This window comes from Streptomyces sp. NBC_01077 (genome assembly GCF_045162855.1).
GTDB lineage: Bacteria > Actinomycetota > Actinomycetes > Streptomycetales > Streptomycetaceae > Streptomyces.
Map to the genome: position 1 here is coordinate 9,785,230 of NZ_CP108669.1, position 23,150 is coordinate 9,808,379.

Sequence of the window (23,150 nt, forward strand, 5' to 3'; positions counted from 1 at the left end):
GGTCAGCGGGTGGGGTGACGAGGAGGGCCCCACTCAGCACACCGGCAGCCGAGGAGCCCCTGCTGGTCCCGGATCCCGGGTCTATCCCAGGCCGCCGCCTGGCGGTATGCCGACGAGATCCTAGACGTTCTCGCAGCGTGGGCGCCGACCCTGCGGGAGGCCCTCGTCGGCCCGGATGAGAGCGATCACGTCGTCTTCGACGGCTCCCCTGATTCCCACCGACCGGATCCGCACGGACGATCCGTACTGCCCGATGAAACATCGCAAGCACGGTATGAACCTGCAGGTAAAGCCCGCCCGGACGGCACACCGCTCTGCCTTCTCCCGCGCGGCACCCGGCCGCACCCATGATCTGACCGAGGCCCTGGCCCACCCCATCGCCTCCGACCGCTCCCACCAAGGCGCCGGCGCCGCCTTGCGCACCCCGTGCCACCACCATCGCGAACAGCCCGAGCATCACCAACCGTTCAACCGCGATCATGCCCGACCACACGCTCCCGGCGAACGGACCTTCACCCAACCGAAACCTGGCACCTCATGCACAGAGCCCACCGCTCACCCGACACATCAGCCGCACCCTCCAAGCCATACAAACCCTAGCGACCTGCGGCTATTCGGGATGAAAGAGGTTCACTGTGATTGCGTCTTCATTGCCTTGACGAGCTCCTGGCGAGTGGTGACAGAGAGCTTGGTGTAGGCATGCTGGAGATGGTTGTTGACGGTGCGAATCGAGAGCTGGAGCGAGTCGGCGATCGCCTTACTGGAGTTGCCTGAGGCGGCGAGCACTGCGATCTCACGCTCGCGCGGAGTCAGCGGTATGGCGGCATCTGCGAATGTCAGTAGGGGTGTATGAACCCCCGGACAGAGGGCCGCGTATGTCTTGGCTTGATTCGTTGCGGCGGCGGCCTGTCTCGATTGTCCCTGCTGTTGCAAGGCTACCGCGGCTGCGTTACTCGCTTCGGCAGCGAGAAGATTTGCCCCGATTTCACCAAATTTATGTGCTGCCTTATTGAGGCCAGAGGAGTCACTTGCAGCGAGGGCGGCAGCGAAGGCGGCTCGTGCGGCAGAGAGGCGGCCGACACAGATCTCAGCCAACTCTGCAAGCCGATCAGCGACTTCAGCTGCACCACCGAGGCGAGCAATGTCGGTCAGCAGTCGTGCTTCGGAGATGAGGCGGCCGGATTTTCTAGCCGTGCTCGCTCCTTCGTGCAACGTGGCTCGCGCCTCGGCAGCGTGCCCACGAGCACCAAGTATCCAAGCCTTACCGGAGCATTCTTCGGCGGCCAGATGAGAGAACTGAGCGTATGCCTCAAGGTCTGCGATGGCGGATTCAGCGGCTGGAATGTCGCCGAGGAGTGCCGAACAAGCAGCCAATCCAGATGCCGCAGACCGCAACAACCAAGTGTTGCGGTCTCTTGCTAGGCGGCTGACCTCGGCGAACGAGCGCCTCGCCTCGCCCAGATCGCCAGTCAACCAATCCGTGCCAGCCAGTACGTAGAGCAACGACGTTCTTGTCCTTGTATCCACCGCTGCTTCCAAGCCCTGCTCGGCAAGGAGCCGTGCACGACTCAGCTCCCCAAGTCCTGTGTACGCCTCGATGAGCCCTGGCAGCTGAGCCGTCGAATGGTGAACGACGACCTCAGGATCAGCAGAGGCATGCTCGATGTAAGCGCGTTCCCCCAACTCCACTGCCTCTGCTGATCGGCCTACGTCACCCAGACCAACCACCTTGAGTGCCATCCCATAGGTGCGAGCGCGGATGTCGGGGAATTCCTCGACACCGTCGAGGAATCCCAACCCTGCCACTGGATCCCCGGCAAAGATCTGCATGGCCCCATGGTTGATGGCCAGCACGTTTTGCATGACTGGATGACTGACGCTGGCCTCGGCAGCCTCATTAATCTTCATTGCCTCATGCACCTTGCCCAGGCCCCAGAAGAGATTCTGCGTGCGCTCCATGACGATCGCGAGTGCTTCCTCATCGCTCGTCGTATGCTCAGCGGCATCTGCGAAGACGTCTTCGGCCCGAGTGAAGTCATTCAGTTCATAGTGGGCTTCGCCGTAGAGCAGGCGAGTAGCCGTGGTGTGCTGTCTTGCAGGCAAGGCTTGCAGGAGCGATACGACCTGCTCATAGTCGTGGGCGTGGCGGGCAAGGCTGGCAGCAAGGACCAGTTGCTCGGCGTCTGCGGTGCCCGTGGCTGCCAGTCGCCATGTGGCAATCCGCAACGGATCATCGTGTCGTCGAGCGCCGTGAGCCTCGACCCTCTGGACCTGGTTCAGCAGCAGTGCCCGGCGCCGCAGCATAGGAGTGCCCGCTCGCAAAACCTCTCCGTACAATGGGTGAGCAAGTGCAATGGTTGTTCGATGCGCGTCGTGGCTGAGATAGACCAGCCCCTCATCCTCGAGTCTTGCAACAAGCTCGCTAGTGGCGACTGCTGTGGCGTCGGCAAGGGACAGCGGCTCGCATTCGGCGATCAACTCAAGGACCGGCCGTGCATCCGGGCCAGCTGCAGTCAGCCTCGTACTGATCAGTTCGGTCAGTTTCGGCGTTCCCGCACTGCGGCCTCCGGCCAGCTCCCAGATCTCCCCGTCGCTCGACAGAGTGCCGGCTTCCAGCGCGCCTGTCACCAATTCCCTCAGATACAGCAGGTTGCCCGCCGAAGCGGCGAACAGCTCGTGCACTGTTTGGCGCCCTACAGCGCCTCCCAGAGCCGCCCGCAGAACCGCCCCGATACCGTCGCGATCGAGCGCACCGAGCTCTATGCCGCACATCCCCCCGACACTGCACAGGGCCTCGCCAGCCTCACTCATCCTGGTTCCGCTGCGTACCGTCCCGACCAGCCGCAGCACTCCGGCCTCCAGCATTTCGCGCAACAGGACCGCCGACGCAGCGTCGAGCAAGTGCAGATCGTTGACCAGAACCACCCGCTGGCGGCCGCCTGCCCTCATCACCCGCACGACCTCGGCAAACCCGTGGCCTGGGTCAGCGAGATCCACCCCTGCCGGAATCAGGTGAGCGATCGCTCCCAGTGGCACGCCCGCAGCGGCCGCAGACGCCGTCACCCTGCCGCCCTGCCATCCCGAACGCACCATCTGAGCGAAAAACTCTTCGGCAAGACGGGACTTTCCCACCCCAGCCGCTCCATGGATCACCACGCCCGGGCACCGTGGTTTAGACCAGGCCACCTCGAGCACGCCCAACTCGGCCTCGCGTCCAACCAACGGCCATCGCGCCAAACGCTGCCGCACCACCACGACAACCTCCAAGCGGGACACACTTCACCAGCCCACCAGCACAACCATATATCGGGTAGGTGCATAGTATGCACCGGTCTACCGCAAACGCCTAGGAATAGACCTATATGCCCTTTGGTCCGGAGGCATCTCTCCAGTGATCGGATCGCAGGTCGGGGCTTTGATGTCGCATGGCCGTGACCGCGTCGCTGCCGCCCGTGGGCCGGGCTAACGCTCACGCACACCACCCCCCGGCGAGGCTCGAAAGGCCCGCGGGCCATGACTCGCCTGTTCCCCCACCTGCGCGGGCGCAGCCAGCTGGGACGAGGCCGGCTCGCGCCAGCAGTCCGGGCGGAGTGTTCGAAATCAGGTGCCGTGCGTTCTGCATGAGCTTCGAAAGGGTCCTGCTACTGCGGGACGGTCCGTCTGCCGCTCTCGGGCGCTTGGCTGCTCGTAGTAAGAGCTGGTTGCACGGTTCACCTCTGCCTTGAGCTTGCAGCTCTGGCGCGAACCGCGGACCGCGCGACTCGCTGGGGTTGCGAACGCCTGGCGGGATGACGTGTCTTGAGCACTTCCACTAGGGAGTACGCGCACCCTGCGCAGGCTCTGGCCTGGGAAGAGAGTTGTCACTAAGGAGGATCGGATGGAGATCACCGGGTTGCCGGCGCCAGTGTTCTGCGGGGTGGGCTGGGCCGGAGCTCACCACGACATCGCACTGGTCGATGCGAGTAGGCGGCAGCCCGCAAAGGCGCGGATCAGCGACGATGCCGCGGGGTTTGCTCTGCTGGCCGGGCACGGCAGTAGCGAGGACACCCCCATTCCGGTGGCGATCAAGACGTCACGCGGACTGTTGTCGCGTGTCTGCGGGCCACCGGCCGAGCAGTCCTCGCGATCAATCCACTGGCGGTCGCCCATTATCGGGACCGCCACTCCGTCGCGCGCAAGAAGTCGGACGCCACCGACGCCGCGGCCCTGGCCAATCTCCTGCGAACCGACATGGCCGTCCACCGCCCGCTGCCAGCGGACTCCGAGCTCGTCCAGGCCGTCGCCGCGCTCGCCCCGGCCCATCAGGACGCCGTCTGGCCCCGCGGTCAGGCCCACAACAAACTTCGCTCCCGGCTCAGAGAGTTTTTATCTGGCGACCCTCGACGCCTTCGCCCAGCACAAGCAACGGCCTATGTTAGAGGGAAGCCCACAGCATCGCTGATGCATCCCCGGCCTGGCCAGGTGCGAACACAAATGCCAGGCCGGCATCGGCAGCCAGATGGACCTTCGTCGTCAGGCCGCCACGCGACCGGCCAAGGGCATGATCGTCCGGCTCACCGGCTTGCGGCCCCGAGGGGCTATATCGCGTCATTGAGACGCGGCGGAACACTGTCTCCGCCGCGCTGCGAGCCCGACCCGCAAGCACTGCAACAGCGTCACGACCTGCAGGACCCATGCAGTCGCAGGTCACACTTCGCCTTCCTGCAATGCGAGTAACATCTACCCAGAGGCCGCGTGCTCGACCGCAGTGCATTGGAAAAGCTAGAGCCGACTGACCAGCGCCGGCTCGGACAGGCAGTGATCCCGATGACGATCTCGATTCCCTGCATTCGGTACCTACACCTCAGCGGTGGCACCGCCCCAGGCGGAGAGCATGCGCTCGACCGACGCGTGGAGCCTGCGTCCAGCGCCCTTCACCTCACGGCATCAAGCCTGGCCGTCCCTGCCTCTCCGTTGGCGGACCGCCAGCACCATCATTCACACAGTCCCCACCCGTCAGCCTGCATCCCTCCGTGTCTCTATCAATCGCGCCTATGCCCGCATCAGCGACAGCGGCCTGCACATCGCCCCCTGGTCACTATGGTCTCGAGGCCGCGAACCGCTCCCAGGCGACGGCCGCTAGGCCTGAACGTACGCGTTGGCTCTGCACCACCATCGCCAGCCCGACTGCCGCAGGAGCTGCCATGGATATGAAAGACCGGGCGTCGCAGTGGCCGCTCGCTGGACGGGATCATGATCTGGAGGCTTTCGCGGCGGCATGGTCGAGTGGCCGCTGCCAGGGAGTGCTGATCTCCGGGCCGGCCGGCGTGGGCAAGTCTCGGCTTGCCGAGGGATGCCTGGCCTTTGCAGTTCGCGATGGTTCGAAGGGCTTCCGTGCGACGGCTTCTGCCTCCGCTGCAGCAGTCCCATTGGGTGCGATCGCGCACCTGATTCCGGACGGGGTTGACCTGTCCGATCCAGTAAAGGGATTCGCTCAGGTCGCCACGGCTCTCGCGGGGCCGCAACGCCGATGGCGTTGGGTGCTCTGGGTGGACGACCTCCACTTGCTAGACGCTGCGTCTGCGGTACTTCTGCGACAGCTGCTCGACGCTCGCGTGGTAAAGCTGATAGCCACCGTTCGCTCCGAGGAACCGATCAGCGACCCTGTGAAGGCCCTGGCCGGTGGCGATGGCATAGACCGGATCGATCTGGCGCGATTTAGCCGGGAACAGACGGACGCCGTCCTGCAGGCTGCGCTAGGCGGGCCGGTAGGGCACCGTACGTTGCACCAATTGCACAACGCCAGCGACGGCAACGCACTGTACCTGCGAGAATTGGTTCTCGGGGCACTGCACTCAGGAACTCTCGCAAGCGACGGGGAGATCTGGGAACTGACTGGCAACGGGTCGATCAGAACGCCGAAACTGACAGAGCTGATCGGAGCCAGACTGGCAGCCCAGGGCCTGCACACCCGGCCAGTATTGGAGTTGCTCGCGCTCTGCGAACCTGTATCCCTGACCGACGCCCTTGCCGTGGTCTCGCTGGAAATACTGGCCGACTTGGAAGAAACAGGACTGGTCGAAGTTGTCACCGCCCGTCGGCGGACGACCGTGCAGTTGGCCCATCCGCTGTACGGGGAGGTCCTGCGCAGCACGATCCCCTACATGCGGCGCAGTGAAGTGCTCACGCAACAAGTAGCCCGAGCCGAGGGCCACGGCGCACGGCGTCGCGAAGACCTCCTGCACATAGCGACCTGGCGGCTGGCGGCGACGGGTTCTGCCGAGCCCGGCCTCCTTGTCCGGGCCGCCACTTTGGCCAGACACGCCTACGACTACCAGAGTGTGGTCGCCTTGCTCGAAGCCGTGCCTGACACGCACCACAGCACAGAGACGCGCCTCATCTTGGGCGAGGCATACTCGAACCTGCAGCGATTCGGTGACGCTGAAACAGCACTGACGCTGGCGGACGAATCAGCTGCCAGCGAACCGGAAAAAATCATGGCAGTTCGGACGAGGGCCTTGAATCTGTTTATTAGTGGCCGATCGGAGGATGCACTACGAGTCACTGAAGATGCGCGACTGACGATAAAGAGCGCACTTGGGCGAAGGATTATAGATGTAACCGACGGTGCCATACGGGCCCTGACAGGCGACCCCCGACGGGGTGTCAGGGAAATACAGGACCTTACAGATCTTCAAAGCGCAGAGCAAGGGCCAGTTGCCGCCGACGCATGGACGCACGCAATTGCGGCAAAGGCGAACGGACTCGTGTTTCTCGGCCGGATCGCCGATGCTGTCGAGCTGTCCCAAGGCGCATACGATTTTCACACAAGCAACTCGGTTCGTTTCTACCACCCAACGACCCATTTTGTAGCATGGACAGCAGCCCTGTGTGAAGGAGCGAGGATAGAGGAGGCCCGGTCCATGGCCCGGAGCGCCATGCATCAATCAATTCAAGACAAGGCCGCCGTTCCTTATCTTTGGCTGTCGTTCTGGTCGGCTCGAAACGAGCTCGTGGCGGGACATTACGCAGAAGCGCGTACTCTCTATGCAGAAGCCCTGGCTAACTCGAGGAATCAAAACTCAATACTTTCTATTCGCCTTGCAGCTTCCGGACTGGCAGCAGCTACCGCAGCATTGGGACATTACGAGGCAGCGGTATCTGTACACGACCAGAACAAGAAGTATCCTGTTCTTGGGCTTCTCGCAGGAGAAGAGCGACTCGGGGAAGCGTGGATCCTGGCAGCTCAAGGAAACATTTCTGGCGCCCGTCAAGTTCTGACCGAAGCAGCCAGATATTCCCGTGACACCGGACACGTGTCTTCTGAAGCGCTGATCCTCGCCGATATAGCACGCCTCGGCGGAGCAAGAGAAGTGTCGCAGCGCCTCGCAGAGCTGGCAGAAATATCCGACGGACTACTCACCCAATGTCGTGCTCATTTCGCCCAGGCCTTGGCGGCAGACGACCCGGAGCAACTCCTTTTGGTCGCGCAAGAGCTTGCTGATCTTAGGGTCGATGTCATGGCTGCCGAGGCTGCGGCAGCGGCGGCGGCCATATTTCGCAGTAGAGGAGAAGGACGGAGAGCCACCGCAGCGAGCCATAAAGCGACGTCCATCACCGAACGCTGCAAGGGGGCGCGCACCCCACTCCTTGGGCTGGCAGAGGAGACCGCACCTCTTACCGGAAAGGAAAAAGAGGTAGCGATGCTTGCTGCCACAGGAAGCACGAGTAGGGAAATAGCACAGAAGTTGACGCTTTCAGTCCGCACCGTCGACAACCACCTTCATCACGCATATACGAAACTCGGCGTATCGACGAGACAAGAATTGGCTGCTGCGATGAATGTCAAATACCGGCGATCTCCGTAGCCGGCGCCCGCTCACGCCACCACCGATGCCAACGAGATGCATCGGAGTCGAACCCGTTCTAGCCTGCTGCATAGAACACTGCCCACGTATCCTGTCAAGCATGAGCCCAGAAGAACACCATGTTCAACCCGCCGAAGCAGACTCCGACCAGGCCATCGCCCGCTGGCTCGCACATGAGACCACGGACAGCATGCGAAGGCTGGCCGAGTTAGGTCCGAAGGCACTACGTCGGGCAATTCATATCTACTACGAGGGCGCAGCTTCGGAAACCATCACCCTTGCCCTGAGATCTCGCGAGGACCGCCCGATCGTCGACGCCTGGGCAACCTTGCTAGCCGAGCTGGCGACCACTTTCCCTGCTGTGTACCTAGAAGAGTTCGAAGCTGGCCGGGTGCGTCTGGGGAGCAGCCCGACATTGGAGGTCATGATTCTCGACTCCATCCATCTACCGCAGGTAACCGCCCTGCTGGCTCCCTTCGTCAAACACTCGGACCAGCAGACACGCGCACGAGCGGTCGGAGGTCTGGGTCGTCGGTCTGACCTTGCGTCCTTGCAGGCTCTCGCAACTGCGGTGACCGACGAAGAGGAGTCGATCAGGCGGGAAGCGGCCCGGTGGCTGGAACGCCGAGACCCGAGGCGTGCCCACAGCCTCTACCTGTCCCTCCTGGAAGACCCGGCTGTCCCGCTCAAGGTCCGCGCTGAACTCGTGAAACGTACACCGATCGCGAAGCGTCTCTCCGCTCGACGAAATCGAGGCTGTCGCCCGAGGTGATCGCGCAACTCGTTGCCAAGGTCGGCCCGTTGTGCCACAAACGGCATCAGGCCGTGCTTGCCTCGGCACCGGCCAGTGGGCGCAGGGGCGAAGCGCAAGCTAGTCGTCGATCGGCTGCTGGCCACTCTCGTTCAGCTTCGCCACGGTGCCACCCATGACGTACTGGCCTGCTGGTTCGGTATCGACCGGTGCACCTCACGCGTGCGATCGGTGAGGTGCGGCCGCTGCTCCCCGAAAGGGGTGCACCATCGCGCCCGGCGTCAAGCTCCTCACCCTTGCCGAGGTCATTGAGCATTTTCAGCGTTGCCTCTCCAGGGTGAGGACCGCGGCGGCGATGTCCGTCGTGCGGTTCGGGCTGCAGCGGCTCCGGCGGAAGATCCGCCAGGACTTCAGGCGGGCGACGCCTCGTTCGACAGGAGCGCGGGCCTGGGCGAGTGCCCGGTTCAGCGTCCGTTCGGTCGGTGACAGTTCGCCGTTGGGCGGGCGGCGGATGGCGGTGGTGACCCAGGAGCCTGCGCCGATGTAGGCGCGGTCGGCGACGATCGGGACGCCCTGGCGTTCGCAGATTCGGATGATGCGGTGGGTGCGTGCGGCGGTCAGATCGTGAGCGCGGCCCGGCAAGGCCGGCGAGATCCACAGAAGCTGGCCTTGGGGATCGGTGACTATCTGCACGTTCACGCCGTGGCGCCGGTGCTTGTGGGAGTAATCGGCGCGTGCGTCGCCCAGGCGGTCGCACTCGCTGAGGGTGCCGTCCAGGAGCACGTAGTCCGGGTCGTGCTCGCGCAGGGTCTTGAGCAGGCCCGGCGCCCGGTCGGCGAGGAGCCGCACGACGGCGGTGGTGTAGGCGTGGGCGGTGCCTACGGATATGCCGAACCCGGCGGCGATCTGCGCGAGAGTGTCGTGCTTGCGCAGGTAGGCGAGAGCGACGAGGGCGCGCTTGTGCGGCGGGAGCTTGCAGCGGCGGTCACCCTCACGGGTGACGATAAGCATCGTGACCCACTCGACCAGCGCATGAGGCAGGTCGAGTGCGGCAGGATAGGGAACCAACAGGGCTCCTGGGCCGGCAGGTTGAGACTTCGAACACCTCACCCAACGGCCCGGGAGCCCTGTCCGTTGCGGGCGCCAAGGTCATCACCCGATCGGTGGCCACGCTGAAAATGCTCATTGAGCATCTCGGCGCGAGCGGGCAGACCGGGATCATCGACGGCACCGAGATCCGGGTCCGCAGACCCGCAGCGGGGCGCAAGGGCCGGGAGTAGTTCATCTCCGGCAAGGCAAGCAGAACGTCGTGAAGTCCATGGTCGTCACGGACGCCGCCGACAGGCTTCTGTTCCGACAGCCCGGCCGAGCCGGCGAGCTGTGCCGACATCACTCATGGCCGACGGTTAGGCCTGGTCAAGCTCCTTGCCGACGGGCCCGCCGTGGAGGTCCTGGCCGACGCGGGCTATCAGGGACTCGGTGCCCAGAGGGCGGTCGAGTCGTGGCGCCGCCGCACCGCAATTTCAAGAAGAACGCTCCGGACCGGTACGAGGAGATGCACGAACGGCAGCGTAAAGCTCACTCCTCCCGCCGCATCCGCGTCAAGCACGGCATCGCGCACCTGAAGAACTGGCGAGCCCTCGCTCGCCACCACGGCTGCTGCGAGCACATGACCGACACCATCCAAGCCATCGCCGGGCTGCTGTCGCACCAACAGACCACCATCCTCATGGCTGGTCAGCGAATGTGAACACCGGAGCGGAACCAGACCTCACCAGGCACCAGCGGCCAACCATGCACGAGCTCGTTAGGGCTCGCAGAAGAACAACACGCGGACGAGCAACGCGCTGACCTGCTGTGTCAAGGCCTAAAACACGCAAGTTTATTCTCTGCGAGCCCTTAGGGCCCGGCGATCCGACGATCCGAGGGAAGCAGCCCTATTCCTCCGAACCGGGGCTACGCGGCGCAAGGCCGACCTGCTGCTGGAGTGCACGGCGATTGGTGATTCCCAGTTTTCGATACACCCGGTAGAGATGGTTACTCACGGTGCGGACCGACAGGGTGAGCTGCTGCGCGATCTCTTTGTCGCTGTGTCCTTGAGCAACGAGCGTGACGAGTTCTTGCTCTCGCGAAGTGAGCGGCTCGCTGGAACTCAACAGCCACAGCGCTGGCGTCTTCGCTCCCTCACATCGCTCTGCGAGCTCCTGCGCACGCCGGGTCGCTGCAGTGGCTGCCCTCCCCTGACCGGTTCGACGCAGCAAACGAGAGAGTTCAGCATATGCTTCTGCTCCGTAGAGTTCGGCCCCACTGTTGGCGAAGGCTTCGGCCGCCCGTCGCAGCATCGCGATGTTATCTGTGGCGAGGCCGCGAGCATAGTTGATGCGGGCGTTGAGGTATGCCCCTTGTAGTTGCGTCTGCCAGTACGGACTAGATTCTGCGGCCACGCCGATGCGTGCCATCTCATGCACTGCGATGGCTACATGCGCGTACGCTCCTTGTTTCACGGCAGTTTCGGCGGCACGGATGAGGATTGCGGCAGAGCGTTCTCGATTGCCGTCAAGCGAACTGATCCATGCCTGGGCGACTTGCTGGAAGATCAGGAAGTGGCTGGGATTTTCTTCCGGCAGGTCTACCTCGTTATTTCGACCGAGCGTCACTGTGGCGAGTGTCCTCAGGGTGCGGGCTCGGTCATGCCAAAGCTGCCACCCGACCTGGTAGGAAGGATGAAAGGTGAGCAGGTTCAATGCCTCGCGAGGTCGGCCTCTCTCCAGTAGGACAGCACCAAGGGCAAGGCCACGCTGGGCATCAATGCGGGCCCGGCCGTCCCTGACAGCACTGCGATGGGCCTGTGTGAGATGAGCGACGGCGTCACTGAGCTGGCCCAGGTCGGCAATCATGACAGCGTAGATCTGTTTGAGCGAGTCCCCGTGGAAAAACCTCCGCTTCTCGGGGCTGGCGGGGAGCCGTTTGTAGATCGTTAAGGCGTCCTGGGGACGGCCGGCGTGGAGCAAGGAAGCCATATAGAAGATCGCGGCCTCCAGGTATTGATCGGACGTCGGATCTTCGACCAGGGGTCGGCACAGCTCGAGGGCAGTGCCAATCGCCCCCTGAAAGTAGGCAGCCATCCCCATGTAGAGGCGTCGTTGATCTTCTGGAAGGCGGGCGATCACGGACTCAGCGGCGTCGAAACGTCCCTGAAGAAGGCAACTACGGGCCCGAGCAGCCGTGAGTTCCCAATTTGGCGAGACGGTAGCCTCAGCAGCGTCCAGCACCTCTGCGGCAGTGGTGAAGTCCGCGAGTGCGATGAGCGCACGTGCATGCGCAGCAGCCGTCTTGGGAGACGGGGAGATGCTCCAGGCGGCTGCAGTCAGAAGGGATGCACCATCCAGATCCTGGACCTCTTCTGCACACTGGGCAGCCCGCAACAGTTCGTCTGAGCAGATAGGCGTTCCTGTCTCCAGCATCCAGCTGGCAACAGTGACGGCGTCCTGCCCTGCGCACTGCTCCAGCGCTGGGTACGCCTTGAGCCATGCTTCGAGATGGGCGCGCCGGCGTAGAACAGGAAGAGTGTGGTCGATTGCATAGCCGATCAAGGGATGAGCCACCTCGACCAACGGTGCTGTGTGAAGCCCCAGTGATGCTGAGGGGGTCACACGGATGAACCCTTCGTCCTCCAGGTTGAGCAGGCTGTCCTGGGTAGCGACGGCCTCTAGTCGAGGGAGCGGCACAGGCTCGGCGACCACTACACGCTCAAGGACCTCCAAGGCGTCTGGGCGCAGACGGCTGATCTTTCGCGTGAGCAGTTCACACAGCGGCACAGAAAGGGGAATCTGGCCGGACAGGGTCCAGCCTGCCGGCGAGGGCTCGAAAAGGTGATGCTTCGTTGCTGCCCGAATCAGCTCACGCAGGAGCTGAGGGTTTCCCTGCGCCAGCCGGGCGAGCGATGCTGCCGTCTTGTGTGCCAGGCGCCGTCCGGAGAGTGCAGCAACCAGGCGACGCGTGGCGGTGACATTCAACGGTCCGATGTCCATCCGGTGCAGGTGGTCATCCTTCCATAGCGTAGTGATCGCCATGGGAGCAGGTTCGTCGGTGTTCAGGGTCAACAGCATGCGAACGGAACGCCGCTGGGCCAGCTCGAGGACGAGAGCGGCTGCGGCTGGTTCAAGCAGGTGAGCATCATCGATCAAGAGCACGACACTGCGCTGCCGGTTACGGATCGATTCAAGTGCTTGCCTGAGCTCCCACGCTGGCAGGCCATTGGCATGTGCTTCCGATGGGGTCTGCTGGAATCGCTCTTCCTCGGTGAGACGATCACGGTCTGGCCAAGCCGCCACCACCGGAACGACTTCGATCTCCGACCCAAGTTCCCGAAGCGCTTCCGCCGCCAGTCGGGTCTTACCTGTACCTGAGGCGCCAGCCAGCAGTACGCCGCTATGGTGACTGCGCTGGGCAAGCAAGCGTACAAGCCTGGCCAACTCGACCTGGCGCCCTACCAACTCCACTTCCTGCGCGGGTAGTGCAAAAGAGCCCTCGCCACCGCCGATGGCCGAGTGGGCCTGCGGTGCGCACCTACCAATTGAGGTAGGGCCTGCAGGACTGCGAGACGACAGGGGCACTCCGACCGTTGTCGACACTTCGCCACGTCGGGCCGGATCCAACTTTCTCAGCTCCCTAACCCTCTTCAGTCTTCAGCATCCTCGATCTGGCCATGTAGCGGCGGCCAGATCACGCGCGCTGCCGCACACCACGCCTATTGGTGTGCGGCAGGCTCGCCGCGGCTCCCGTGCCAGACGGGGGTTCTGGCCCGATACCGCACAACAGAGCCTGTGCGCACTGCAGTAGAGATCCATGAGTAATTGATACTCATTCATATGTGGTCGGGGCATCACTTATAGTTACATGCGAGCCTGCGCGGTGGCGCTGACATGGGTCACTCAAGGCGACTCCCTGGTGCTCAGCTTGCTGCTGATACTGGAACGGTCTGCCGTGCCGGTCGGGCAGGTGGGTCGTTGATCTGTTCATCGGCGGGTCGCGGCGATGCCGGTCGTGGGCTGGTGAACTGAAGGCTCTGCATGAGCGGTTCGTGTACCGTTTCGCCAGGTTTGAGCTTCGCGAGTCGGCGATGGCATATATGCACGCCTTGATCGCTGGGTTGGGGCGGAGGAAGGGCTGGGCTCTGGCGCAGGAGGCCGGTCATGCGAGTCCAGACCGGATCCACCGGCCGACTATGAACAGATTGGCTCGGAATGCCGGGAAAGTCCTCGACGACACGCGTGGGTGCGCCGTCGAGCATCTCAGTGAGGTGTTTTCATCCTGTGCCGGGAGGGTGGAATGACCTGGTGGGCGGGGGTGTGACGGGGCAGGGCCCCTGGTCGTTTGCGTGGTGATCTCACTCATCACACCGGCGACCGAGGGGCCCTGTTGGTTCTATATCCTTCCATGCCCGACGTCCCGTACGAGCTCGTCGAGCATGTCTCCTGGCTCATCTACGCCCGAAGGCGTGAACTGAACTCGCCGTGGAGACGGCTCGGTTGCTTCAAGCAGGCGCTGCTCGTCCTGGCCCATCTGCGGAAGAACGAGACGTTCGCCCAGCTCGCGGCCGGGTTCGGCGTCTCGACCGCGACGGCCTGGCGCTACGTCGACGAGACCCTGGACGTCCTCGCGGCGTGGGCGCCGGGCCTGCACGAGGCCCTGACCGGGCTGGGCGAGGGCGACTTCGTCATCGTCGACGGCACCCTGATCGCCACCGACCGAATCGCGGCGGACGAGCGTACTACTCACAGAAGCACAAGCAGCACGGCATGAACGTCCAGGTCATCGCCCGGCCGGACGGCACACCGCTCTGGTTCTCCCGGGCCACGCCGGGACGCACCCACGACCTGACCGCCGCCCGTGCCCACGGCATCACCCAGGCCTGCCTCACCAGGCACATCCTCGTCCTCGCGGACCGCGCCTACCAAGGCGCCGGCGCCACCGTCCGCACCCCCTACTACCGCCACCGCGAACAGCCCGCCCACTACCAGCAGTTCAACCACGACCACGCCCGGCTCCGCGCCCCCGGCGAACGCGCCTTCGCCCAGCTGAAGTCCTGGAGACTGCTCCGGCGAGCCAGATGCTCCACCCGCCGCATCAGCACCATCGTTCAGGCCATCCACACCCTGCTGACCTGCAGCTATTCAGGATGAAAACGCCTCAGTGAGCTTCTTCGAGTTGGGCACTGACGGGGTGGCCGGCGAGGGCTCGTGACGGACAACTCCCGGGCGGTTGAGCAGAGATTTGACATCTCAACTCGTGCGCCAAGGAGCCTGGTTGGTGGCGTGTCCTGCCGAACTGAAGCTTGCGCATTCTCTCGTGGCGTGTGTCACGATGCTGATCGTCACCCGTGAGGGGTGGCTGCCGGTTCAAGCTGCCGGCCTCCCGGCGGCTCTCGTGACGCCGGTGTACCTGCACAAGTACGACACTCTGGCCCTGATCCCTGCCGGGTTCCGGATCAGCGGGAGCATTGACATGAGCCTTGGACGCCTCAAGGTCTGGCAGATCCTTCCGAAAGGCACGCGCCAGCCCCAATAGACTCCCGTCACACCCTGGAGAAGCAACGCTGAAGAAGAGCTCAGGGACCCGGCGCCGCCTGACGCATTCGAACAAGCCCAGGCTGGCAGTGATGCAGCGGTACGTGCTCGTGGATGGCCCGCGCGGTGTGGGGGACCTTTTGGGAGAGCGGCGATCACTCGGATCTGGCATCCCTCCGGGCTCACGTTCATTTGCAACCGTTGCGATGGCCGCGGAGGCAGGCATTATGTGCGGAGGGGGAATTGAGGTACCCCTCCCACGCCATGGCCCCTCGGTGGGAGCCGGCGCGAAGCCCACGAGCCGACCTTCATCGACCGACTCGTGGACCCCTTGATCAACCTTGCCGGAGTGTAACTCTAGACGCGCTCGCGCTCGGAGTCCGTGGTTAGCCGCCGAGCGCCTTGTGAGCGTTCCTCATCCGCTTGTCCCAGGCCTCACGCCTGATGCGAAGAGCCTCTGAATGCGTTTCTATCGCACGCTTCTGATATGCACTCTCCAAAGCGAGCCACATTCCCGGAAGGTTGGTCTTCTGCTTGCATGAAATATCAGCCTTCGCGGTCGCTATTTCAAGATCGGATACAACCTTCTGCTGCCAGCGCTTATCATTGTTGGACTGGATCGGGGTTGTGTACTCAAATCCATATTTCGCCATGCAGGAGCTCCACGCCTTGAAGACCTTCTGCATACGGCTGTCTTCCTCGCTCCTATGCCAGGATTCGGCGCTCAGCTCATGTATCACCACATCCGAGTCCTGCCCTACACCCTCTTCCAGGATCGAGTGCGCGGCTGCTCCGCATCCCTTCCCGGAGTTCGGGTCTTGGCTTTCATCGTCAGGGTCATGCCCGAGCCAGGCGGTCAAGGCGGCTTTCGACTCGAGACCTGAAGGAGATTGCTTCTCCTTTTTCTCCATCATTCTCGACGGTCGATATCCGTATCGTTCTGCTTCGGCCATGTTGATGATGAAATAGCGTCGGCCGTAGATGGATTCCGCGTCCTCTGGGCGACGCTCGGGCATAGTAACCTTAAAGCCCTTTTCTTTCATACACGCAGTACCCATGAGGTCGTATACCTGCTGAAGAGCGCTCCGTTCCTCGGAAGTAAGGTCATAGGCGTCTAGAGGCAGGGAGATGTCGTTTGCGGACATCACCTTTTTGACCTCGCCGATAGGAGGCGGTGAATCGCCGGTTTCGGCTGCACCACACGCAGTGGCCAGAAGCACCGAAAGTGCAGCAGTTGGTCTTCCGATCCTCATCTATGTTTCTCCTTCTGTTGCCAACGCGCCGGTGGAACCGCTTCGATTCACCGGTGGCTACTCATGGCAAACCGTCCGCGACCGGGCCTCACATGCAGGTGTAGAAGCTGGAGGCTTAAGTTCTTCGCGAGGCCATGCCTACGGAGAGTTTTAGAATCCATACACCTGTTTCGGCCCCGGTGTTTTGTGTATCTTGGAGGCGGCCCCAGAGGTGATGTGAGGTATTGCAATTCTCCAGAGTGTGCTATGAGAGTTTCTCAGATCCGTCGCCAGCCAGGCAGAGTAGTAGTTGCTTGGTGTGAGGGCAGCCCGGCTGGGAGGGCTGCACGCCTGGGCGATTGACTGCCGGCGCTCCAGGATCGGACGACCCGCGAGGGTCAGTGCCAGCGCTCATGATCGCGATTGGATGATCGGCGTTTGAGTACTAAGTACCCACTGGTCGTCGCGGTGGCAGTGGTTTAATTGTCCGAGGATGTCCGATAGGGATTCCAGGGCGTCCGGATATACCGGGTCACCGCATGAGTGCTATCGATCGAGTTCGCTCTCCGAGGCGGAGACTTCCTGCATTGTTGCGCTTGCCGTGCAGGCGAAGAGCGCCCTTCCTGTACCTCGCTCGGCTGGGTCGGCAGCATCATCAGTTCGCACGAAATGGTCATCCGATTCGATCGGGTTGATGACGGATTTCGCATCTATTTGCTCGCGGATTGAAGAATTGGTCTGTGGCTTCGAGATGTGCGGCTTCCAGTATTGCTGGGGGCGAGCGCAAAAGTGCGGACGGGTGACCAATGTGACTGCTTGCTGATCGGTTGAGTGTTTCACCTGTAGGGAGACTGTGAATGTACGACCATTCTGTAGAGGAAGCTGGCGGAGTGTCTGCCGCTGCCGAGCACAGTGACGTTACGGTGCGCAGGAATGGGCGGTCATCCCTGCTGGCAACACGGCGACGATGGGTCGCCGCAGTTGCTGGGGGAGGCATGCTGCTCGCGGCCGCGGGCGTGGCTGCCTCGTTCCTTGTGAAGTCTCCCGCCCAGGTCGCGCTCGACACTGACGCCCCACCCCCCGGCGTCATAACGGCGAGGGTCGAGCACCGGCTACTGACGGATTCGGTGATTCTTCGCGGCACTGTTACGGCTGGTCAATCTGTGCTTGTGAATCCCACTGGCGCAGGCAACGAAGGGGGACGGCCGGTCACAACCAGAATGCCGATACGAATGGGCGGTCGAGTTAATGCCGGTCAGGTAGTGCTGGAGGTCTCGGGGCGACCTGTCTTCGTGCTGAAGGGCAGCCTACCCGCATACCGAGACATCAGCCCGGGAACCGTCGGCAAGGACGTGAAACAGCTGCAGCAGGCCCTGTCCATGCTTGGACATTCGTACGGCTCGGACGGACTGGGAACCTTTGGTGCAGGAACGAAGCGCGCGCTGAACTCCTTCTACGATTCGATCGGTTACAAGCCCATCCCCTCCAACTCTGAGAGTGCAGACCAGCTAGAGGCTGCCGAGGACGGCGTCGTCGCTGCTGAGCGCGCCCTGGAGGACGCGAAGGACGCTCTTGGCCAGAATGCGAGCACGCCGGATGGGGATCTGCACAAGAACGCCGGCCGTGCCGGCGAGGACCTCGCGAAGGCACGTAGACAACTCGCAAAGCTCCGTGATAGCTCCGGCCCTATGCTGCCTGCTGCTGAGGTCGTCTACGTGAGAGAGTTTCCGGCACAGGTGACGCAGGTCTCAACATCGGTGGGAGCCGCAGTCGCGAATACTGCACTCACCCTGTCCTCTGGCGAACTTGTCGTACACGGCTATCTGCAGAATTACCAGAAGGATCTGGTGAGAGCAGGACAGAAGGCACACGTTCTGTCGGAGTCCAGCGGTGACGACGTGGAAGCCACCGTCGTATCAGTTGGGAACACGCGGCTCGCAAGCGGTAAGGGGCAAGACGCGGACAGCGGAAACGGCGACGCGGGCACGCCGGAGCAGACTGGTGGATACCTGATGGTCGTTCGCCCCAACCAGGCCATCGCCAGCTCGCTCACCGGCCAGGACGTGCGGGTCACGGTCGAAGCTGCCTCCACCGTGGCCAAGGCCCTCGTGGTGCCTGTGTCCGCAATTTCCTCCAGCGCCGACGGCAAGAGCGTTGTCACCGTCGTGGAGGACAGCGGCGCGCAGCGGCGCGTCGTCGTGAAAGCAAGCACGTCGGGCGACGGCTTCATAGCCGTGTCTCCTTCAGCCGGCGAGACCCTGCGAGAGGGCGACGAGGTGGTCGTCGGGGCCGACAGGGGCGACACAACGGGGGAGGACGGCAAGTGAGCACCCAGCATCCACCTGTGATCGAATTACGGCAGGTCGGTCTGACGTACGCTGGCCCACCTCCTGTCGTGGCGCTGAGACAGTGCAACCTGACCATCGAGCGAGGCGAGTTCGTCACCGTGGTCGGCCCATCCGGCTCCGGTAAGTCGACATTCCTCAACATCGCAGGTTTGCTGGATACCCTTACCCACGGTTCCTATCATTTCGACGGCATCGACACAGCAGCTCTCAAGGAATCAGAACGTACAGCCCTGCGGGGCCAGCGCATCGGCTTTGTCTTCCAATCCTTCCACCTGATGCCCCACCGCACCGCTGAAGAGAACGTGGCGCTCGGCATGATGTACAGCGGAGTTCCCCGTGCTGATCGCATCTGTCGCGCCCGTGAAGCCCTGATACGGGTCGGGCTCGCCCACCGGATGGGAGCCCTCTCGTCCAGACTCTCCGGAGGCGAGCGACAACGTGTCGCCATAGCCCGTGCGGTGGCGGCCACGCCCTCACTGCTGCTGTGCGACGAGCCGACCGGTAACCTCGATTCGGCCAGCGCTGAGGCAGTCCTGGCACTACTTGACGAACTTCACGCGGACGGCATGACGATTGTGGTCATCACCCATGACCAGACGGTCGCCGAGCACGGCGATCGAACCATCTCAATCCGCGACGGAGCTCTATATGAAAGGGCTGCCACATGAGGCGATCAACGGCAGCCAAGCGGAAGCCATCTACCATCACCCTGCGTGACCTCATGTCCGAGGCACTTACAGGGATTCTGCAGCGGCCCGCCCGGGCGATTCTGACAGCATTAGGCACAGTCTTGGGCGTTGGCGCATTCGTCGCGATCCTGGGACTTACAGCGACCGCCTCCTCGCAGATCGACACAAGGTTCTCGGTACTCACGGCAACCGAAGTGACTGTCGAGGACGTGGCGAAGAAGGTCAACCAGTTTGCCGATCCCGCCTTTCCGATAGACGCCGACGATCGAGTCGCAAGGTTGCCGGGCGTACGCGAGGCAGGAGTCTTCTGGACAGTAAGGACGGACACCCGCACTGCCGTGAGGCCATCGCTGGCCGCTACCTCCGACAGCGGTGAGACAACCAGCGTCATGGCGGTGTCGGCGGGAGCCTTTCGCGCTGCCGTCCCCCATCTCCAACAGGGGCGGATCTACGACGACTTCCATGAGCGGCGAGCCGAGCAAGTAGCGGTCATCGGGTCGGCCGTCGCTGCTCAGCTCGGCATCACCACCCTGACCGCCCAACCAGCTGTCTTCATCGGCGAGCAACCGTTCACCGTCATCGGAATAGTCGATGACGTCGAACGCAAGGCCGAACTGCTGCTATCCGTAGCCATACCGAGGGCTACGGCCGAGGCGATCTGGGGACCACCACGCGACGAACCCGCCAGCATGCTGATATCCACCAAGATCGGCGCAGCGACGCAGGTTGCCCAGCAGGTACCGATCGCATTGCGCCCTGACCACCCGGAGTACCTGAAAGCGACCCCACCCCCGGACCCACGCAGCCTGAGAAGCGGGGTGAACAACGACCTCAGCCAGCTGTTCCTCCTCCTCGCCACGATCTGCCTGATCATTGGCGCGGTCGGAATCGCCAACACCACGCTCGTCGCCGTACTGGAGCGGACCGGCGAGATCGGGCTGCGCCGTGCGTTGGGGGCACGAGCCCACCACATCGTCGCCCAATTCCTGGCCGAGTCTGCTGCGCTGGGCACACTCGGTGGCATCGTGGGTACGAGCCTGGGAACGATGACGGTTGTCGCAGTCGCTGTAGCCCGCGATTGGACACCGGTGATCCACCCCCTGACCGTAGCAGCAGCCCCCGGAATCGGACTGCTCACAGGTATCGTGGCCGGCTTGTACCCGGCACTGCGAGCCTCGCAGATCCAGCCAGTAGAAGCCCTGCGCCGCTGAACCTTGGTCCCGCGTAGACTCGCGCGGGAGAAAGGAGGCCCTCGAACTTGCGGTAAATCGATCATCCCCCGCAGACGAGATACCCGGCCTCCGTCGCCACCGCCCCTCTCGCTGGCCGCCAGCTGTCCACGACACCGTGCTACTGGATCACCGCCGACATGCGGATCTGCGAAAGCTGAGACTGCTCAACTGGTTTCAATAGCTTCTCAGTTCTCCCCGGAGCGAATCGGTGACCACGATGTGAGCGTGGCGGAGGAGCCGGTCGACGCCCGCAGCGGCGAGGGTCATGGGCGTGATCTCGTCGAAACCGGACGGGTGGAGGTTGCTCGAGACGGCCAGGGCTCGTCCTTCGCAGGCGGCGTCGACCGGCCAGGAGAAGCCCTCGGCGGCGTCCGGCGTGGCGGGCGCTTCCGACCGAGGGACTGATGCCCTCGGGCCGGAGATGTTGAACCGTACGCTCGTATATTGCGACCGAGTGGCATGTGAGCTGGTCCCGCCGGCACGGGTGCCCTCGTGATCGCGGCGACCTGAGCGGCGCGTCGACCAGCTCCACGTTCCGCTTCACGGAAAGCGTGCCAGCCCACGGTCTGGTGGGAGAAGCAGTCCACGATGAACGCGAGGTAGGTGAAGTCGGCGATCCGCTTCTGGGCCGCGGTCGGCGCGGTGGAGTCCCTGTTCAGCAGGTACGCAGCCAGGCTGCCGACTGGGTTGGGGACGGTAGTTCTGGGTTTCTTCCCTCGCACCACGCTGGCCAGTCCGAGGGCCCCCATGGCGCGGTCGACGGCTCCGAAGCTGGCTTCGGGCGATGAGGGCCAGCATTTTGTGCCGTAAAGCCCCTCTGGGGCCAGCAGACGCTTTCCTGCCCCTTTGGTGATGGTGGCCAGCGTCCGGACGGTGTCCTCGGCCAGGGCGTCACTCACGGTCCGGGCCGCGGGTCCGGTCGCCCGGTCCGGGGCGCTCCAGGCCCGTAAGAGTTCGTGCCGCGATCTCTCTCTCCCCGTTATGTTCTTCGCGGTCCTGCAAGAGGGCCGCTGGCCTCCGGGTCCGGCATGACTGTGTCCCCCTGTCGAAGGCATGACCTGGGGGGTGGTGTCACCGGGTCCGGGGGTGTTCGTCGGAGACGCTGATCAGAGGTCCGGCCACCGCCCAGTCCGGCGCAATGCCGGACGGTTCGCGGGCGGCAGGTCTGCATAACGTGGATGCGCGAGCACGACACCCGAGCCGAGGCCGGTACCGCCAACACCCTTGAAAGGGAGCGATGTTCGAGATCGAAGACGTGGGCGTGTTCCTCGGCCTGGACGTCGGCAAGTCCGCTCACCACGGCCACGGACTGACCCCGGCCGGGAAGAAGGTCTTCGACAAGCCGCTGCCCAACAGCGAGCCGAAGCTGCGGGCCGTCTTCGAGAAGCTGACCGCAAAGTTCGGCACCGTCCTGGTCATCGTGGACCAGCCCGCCTCCATCGGCGCCCTGCCGCTGACCGTCGCCCGCGACGCCGGCTGCCGCGTCGCCTACCTGCCCGGCCTGGCCATGCGCCGGATCGCCGACCTCTACCCCGGCGAGGCCAAGACCGACGCGAAGGACGCGGCCGTGATCGCGGACGCCGCGCGGACGATGCCGCACACCCTGCGTTCGCTGGAACTCACCGACGAGATCACCGCCGAGCTGACCGTGCTGACCGGCTTCGGCCAGGACCTCGCCGCCGAGGCCACCCGCACCTCCAACCGGATACGCGGCCTGCTCACCCAGTTCCACCCCAGCCTGGAACGCGTCCTCGGGCCGCGCCTGGACCACCAGGCCGTGACCTGGCTGCTGGAGCGCTACGGCTCCCCGGCCGCCCTGCGCAAAGCCGGACGCCGCAGACTCGTCGAGCTGATCCGCCCCAAGGCCCCGCGCATGGCCGCACGGCTGGTCGACGAGGTCTTCGACGCTCTGGACGAGCAGACCGTGGTGGTGCCCGGGACCGGCACTCTGGACATCGTGATCCCTTCCCTGGCCAGCCAGCTCGCCGCCGTCCACACCCAGCGCCGGGCGATGGAAGCCCAGATCAACAGCCTGCTGGAGGCCCACCCTCTTTCCAAGGTCCTGACGTCGATGCCCGGCGTCGGCGTCAGGACCGCCGCCGTCCTGCTGGTCACCGTCGGCGACGGCACCAGCTTCCCGAGCGCCGCCCACCTGGCCTCCTACGCCGGACTCGCACCCACGACGAAGTCGTCGGGGACCTCGATCCACGGCGAACACGCGCCCCGAGGCGGAAACTGGCAGCTCAAACGCGCCATGTTCCTCTCCGCCTTCGCCTGCATGAACGCCGATCCCGCCTCCCGCACCTACTACGACAAGCAACGCGCCCGCGGCAAAACCCACACCCAAGCCCTCCTCCGCCTCGCCCGCCACCGCATCAGCGTCCTGTTCGCCATGCTCCGCGACGGCACCTTCTACGAATCCCGCCCGCCCGCGGACGTCGAACTCGCAGCATGACCCCAACAAGCCGAATCACCCCAAACC

13 protein-coding genes and 5 pseudogenes are annotated in these 23,150 nt (G+C 63.8%); 13 read left to right on the top strand and 5 right to left on the bottom strand.

Annotation, left to right across the window (positions count from 1 at the left end):
- Positions 1–78: 78 nt before the first annotated feature.
- Positions 79–623: pseudogene (locus tag OG462_RS43875) on the top strand (transposase family protein); the annotation flags it as partial.
- A gap of 7 nt (positions 624–630) precedes the next feature.
- Here the strand turns inward: OG462_RS43875 and OG462_RS43880 are convergent.
- Positions 631–3,276, bottom strand: a complete 2,646-nt coding sequence (locus tag OG462_RS43880; RefSeq protein ID WP_406066248.1) for a LuxR C-terminal-related transcriptional regulator — start codon at positions 3,274–3,276, stop codon at positions 631–633.
- A 601-nt stretch (positions 3,277–3,877) separates the two neighbouring features.
- Between OG462_RS43880 and OG462_RS43885 the strand changes: the two are divergent.
- Positions 3,878–4,365 (top strand): annotated as a pseudogene (locus OG462_RS43885) (transposase); the annotation flags it as partial.
- Positions 4,366–4,438: 73 nt separating this feature from the next.
- On the opposite strand, the pseudogene OG462_RS43890 reads toward OG462_RS43885, so the two are convergent.
- A pseudogene (locus tag OG462_RS43890) lies at positions 4,439–4,657 on the bottom strand (IS5/IS1182 family transposase); the annotation flags it as partial.
- A 526-nt stretch (positions 4,658–5,183) separates the two neighbouring features.
- Between OG462_RS43890 and OG462_RS43895 the strand changes: the two are divergent.
- From OG462_RS43895 to OG462_RS43905, 3 genes are all read left to right on the top strand, one after another.
- Positions 5,184–7,847 (top strand): LuxR C-terminal-related transcriptional regulator, encoded by a 2,664-nt coding sequence (locus tag OG462_RS43895; RefSeq protein WP_406053692.1) that lies wholly within the window; start codon positions 5,184–5,186, stop codon positions 7,845–7,847.
- Between the two features lie 100 nt (positions 7,848–7,947).
- Positions 7,948–8,619, top strand: a complete 672-nt coding sequence (locus OG462_RS43900; protein WP_406053690.1) for a HEAT repeat domain-containing protein — start codon at positions 7,948–7,950, stop codon at positions 8,617–8,619.
- A 75-nt stretch (positions 8,620–8,694) separates the two neighbouring features.
- Positions 8,695–8,910, top strand: coding sequence for a transposase family protein (locus OG462_RS43905; protein ID WP_406053688.1), 216 nt, complete (start codon positions 8,695–8,697; stop codon positions 8,908–8,910).
- A gap of 6 nt (positions 8,911–8,916) precedes the next feature.
- Here OG462_RS43905 and OG462_RS43910 read toward each other — a convergent pair whose 3' ends face one another.
- Positions 8,917–9,666 carry a transposase family protein gene (locus OG462_RS43910; protein WP_406053686.1) on the bottom strand — a complete coding sequence of 250 codons (750 nt, stop codon included), beginning with the start codon at positions 9,664–9,666 and terminating at the stop codon, positions 8,917–8,919.
- Positions 9,667–10,099: 433 nt separating this feature from the next.
- On the opposite strand from OG462_RS43910, the gene OG462_RS43915 reads away from it, so the two are divergent.
- Entirely contained in the window at positions 10,100–10,348 is a 249-nt protein-coding gene (locus OG462_RS43915; protein WP_406053684.1) for a transposase, read from the top strand.
- A gap of 187 nt (positions 10,349–10,535) precedes the next feature.
- Here OG462_RS43915 and OG462_RS43920 read toward each other — a convergent pair whose 3' ends face one another.
- Positions 10,536–13,232, bottom strand: a complete 2,697-nt coding sequence (locus OG462_RS43920; RefSeq protein WP_406066911.1) for a LuxR C-terminal-related transcriptional regulator — start codon at positions 13,230–13,232, stop codon at positions 10,536–10,538.
- A gap of 386 nt (positions 13,233–13,618) precedes the next feature.
- Here OG462_RS43920 and OG462_RS43925 point away from each other — a divergent pair.
- The 3 genes and pseudogenes from OG462_RS43925 to OG462_RS43935 all read left to right on the top strand — a co-directional run.
- Positions 13,619–13,900 (top strand): annotated as a pseudogene (locus OG462_RS43925) (IS701 family transposase); the annotation flags it as partial.
- A 78-nt stretch (positions 13,901–13,978) separates the two neighbouring features.
- Positions 13,979–14,783 (top strand): annotated as a pseudogene (locus OG462_RS43930) (transposase family protein).
- A gap of 181 nt (positions 14,784–14,964) precedes the next feature.
- Positions 14,965–15,168, top strand: coding sequence for a hypothetical protein (locus tag OG462_RS43935; protein ID WP_406053681.1), 204 nt, complete (start codon positions 14,965–14,967; stop codon positions 15,166–15,168).
- 385 nt (positions 15,169–15,553) lie between these two features.
- Here OG462_RS43935 and OG462_RS43940 read toward each other — a convergent pair whose 3' ends face one another.
- Positions 15,554–16,420 (bottom strand): hypothetical protein, encoded by an 867-nt coding sequence (locus OG462_RS43940; RefSeq protein WP_406053679.1) that lies wholly within the window; start codon positions 16,418–16,420, stop codon positions 15,554–15,556.
- A gap of 974 nt (positions 16,421–17,394) precedes the next feature.
- On the opposite strand from OG462_RS43940, the gene OG462_RS43945 reads away from it, so the two are divergent.
- The 4 genes from OG462_RS43945 (at position 17,395) to OG462_RS43960 (ending at position 23,123) form a co-directional block, all read left to right on the top strand.
- Entirely contained in the window at positions 17,395–18,726 is a 1,332-nt protein-coding gene (locus tag OG462_RS43945; protein WP_406053677.1) for a peptidoglycan-binding protein, read from the top strand.
- Positions 18,723–19,415, top strand: a complete 693-nt coding sequence (locus OG462_RS43950; protein ID WP_406053675.1) for an ABC transporter ATP-binding protein — start codon at positions 18,723–18,725, stop codon at positions 19,413–19,415. Before OG462_RS43945 ends, OG462_RS43950 begins: the two co-directional genes overlap by 4 nt.
- Positions 19,412–20,647 (top strand): ABC transporter permease, encoded by a 1,236-nt coding sequence (locus OG462_RS43955; protein ID WP_406053673.1) that lies wholly within the window; start codon positions 19,412–19,414, stop codon positions 20,645–20,647. The genes OG462_RS43950 and OG462_RS43955 overlap by 4 nt, the downstream gene beginning before the upstream one ends.
- A gap of 1,258 nt (positions 20,648–21,905) precedes the next feature.
- Positions 21,906–23,123, top strand: coding sequence for an IS110 family transposase (locus tag OG462_RS43960; RefSeq protein ID WP_406053581.1), 1,218 nt, complete (start codon positions 21,906–21,908; stop codon positions 23,121–23,123).
- Positions 23,124–23,150 lie beyond the last annotated feature (27 nt).

Coding starts and splice junctions, on each gene's coding strand:
- OG462_RS43940 (WP_406053679.1), bottom strand. CDS start 16,420: ATGAGGATCGGAAGACCAACTGCTGCACTTTCGGTGCTTCTGGCCACT.
- OG462_RS43935 (WP_406053681.1), top strand. CDS start 14,965: ATGCTGATCGTCACCCGTGAGGGGTGGCTGCCGGTTCAAGCTGCCGGC.
- OG462_RS43955 (WP_406053673.1), top strand. CDS start 19,412: ATGAGGCGATCAACGGCAGCCAAGCGGAAGCCATCTACCATCACCCTG.
- OG462_RS43900 (WP_406053690.1), top strand. CDS start 7,948: ATGAGCCCAGAAGAACACCATGTTCAACCCGCCGAAGCAGACTCCGAC.
- OG462_RS43960 (WP_406053581.1), top strand. CDS start 21,906: ATGTTCGAGATCGAAGACGTGGGCGTGTTCCTCGGCCTGGACGTCGGC.
- OG462_RS43895 (WP_406053692.1), top strand. CDS start 5,184: ATGGATATGAAAGACCGGGCGTCGCAGTGGCCGCTCGCTGGACGGGAT.
- OG462_RS43945 (WP_406053677.1), top strand. CDS start 17,395: ATGCTGCTCGCGGCCGCGGGCGTGGCTGCCTCGTTCCTTGTGAAGTCT.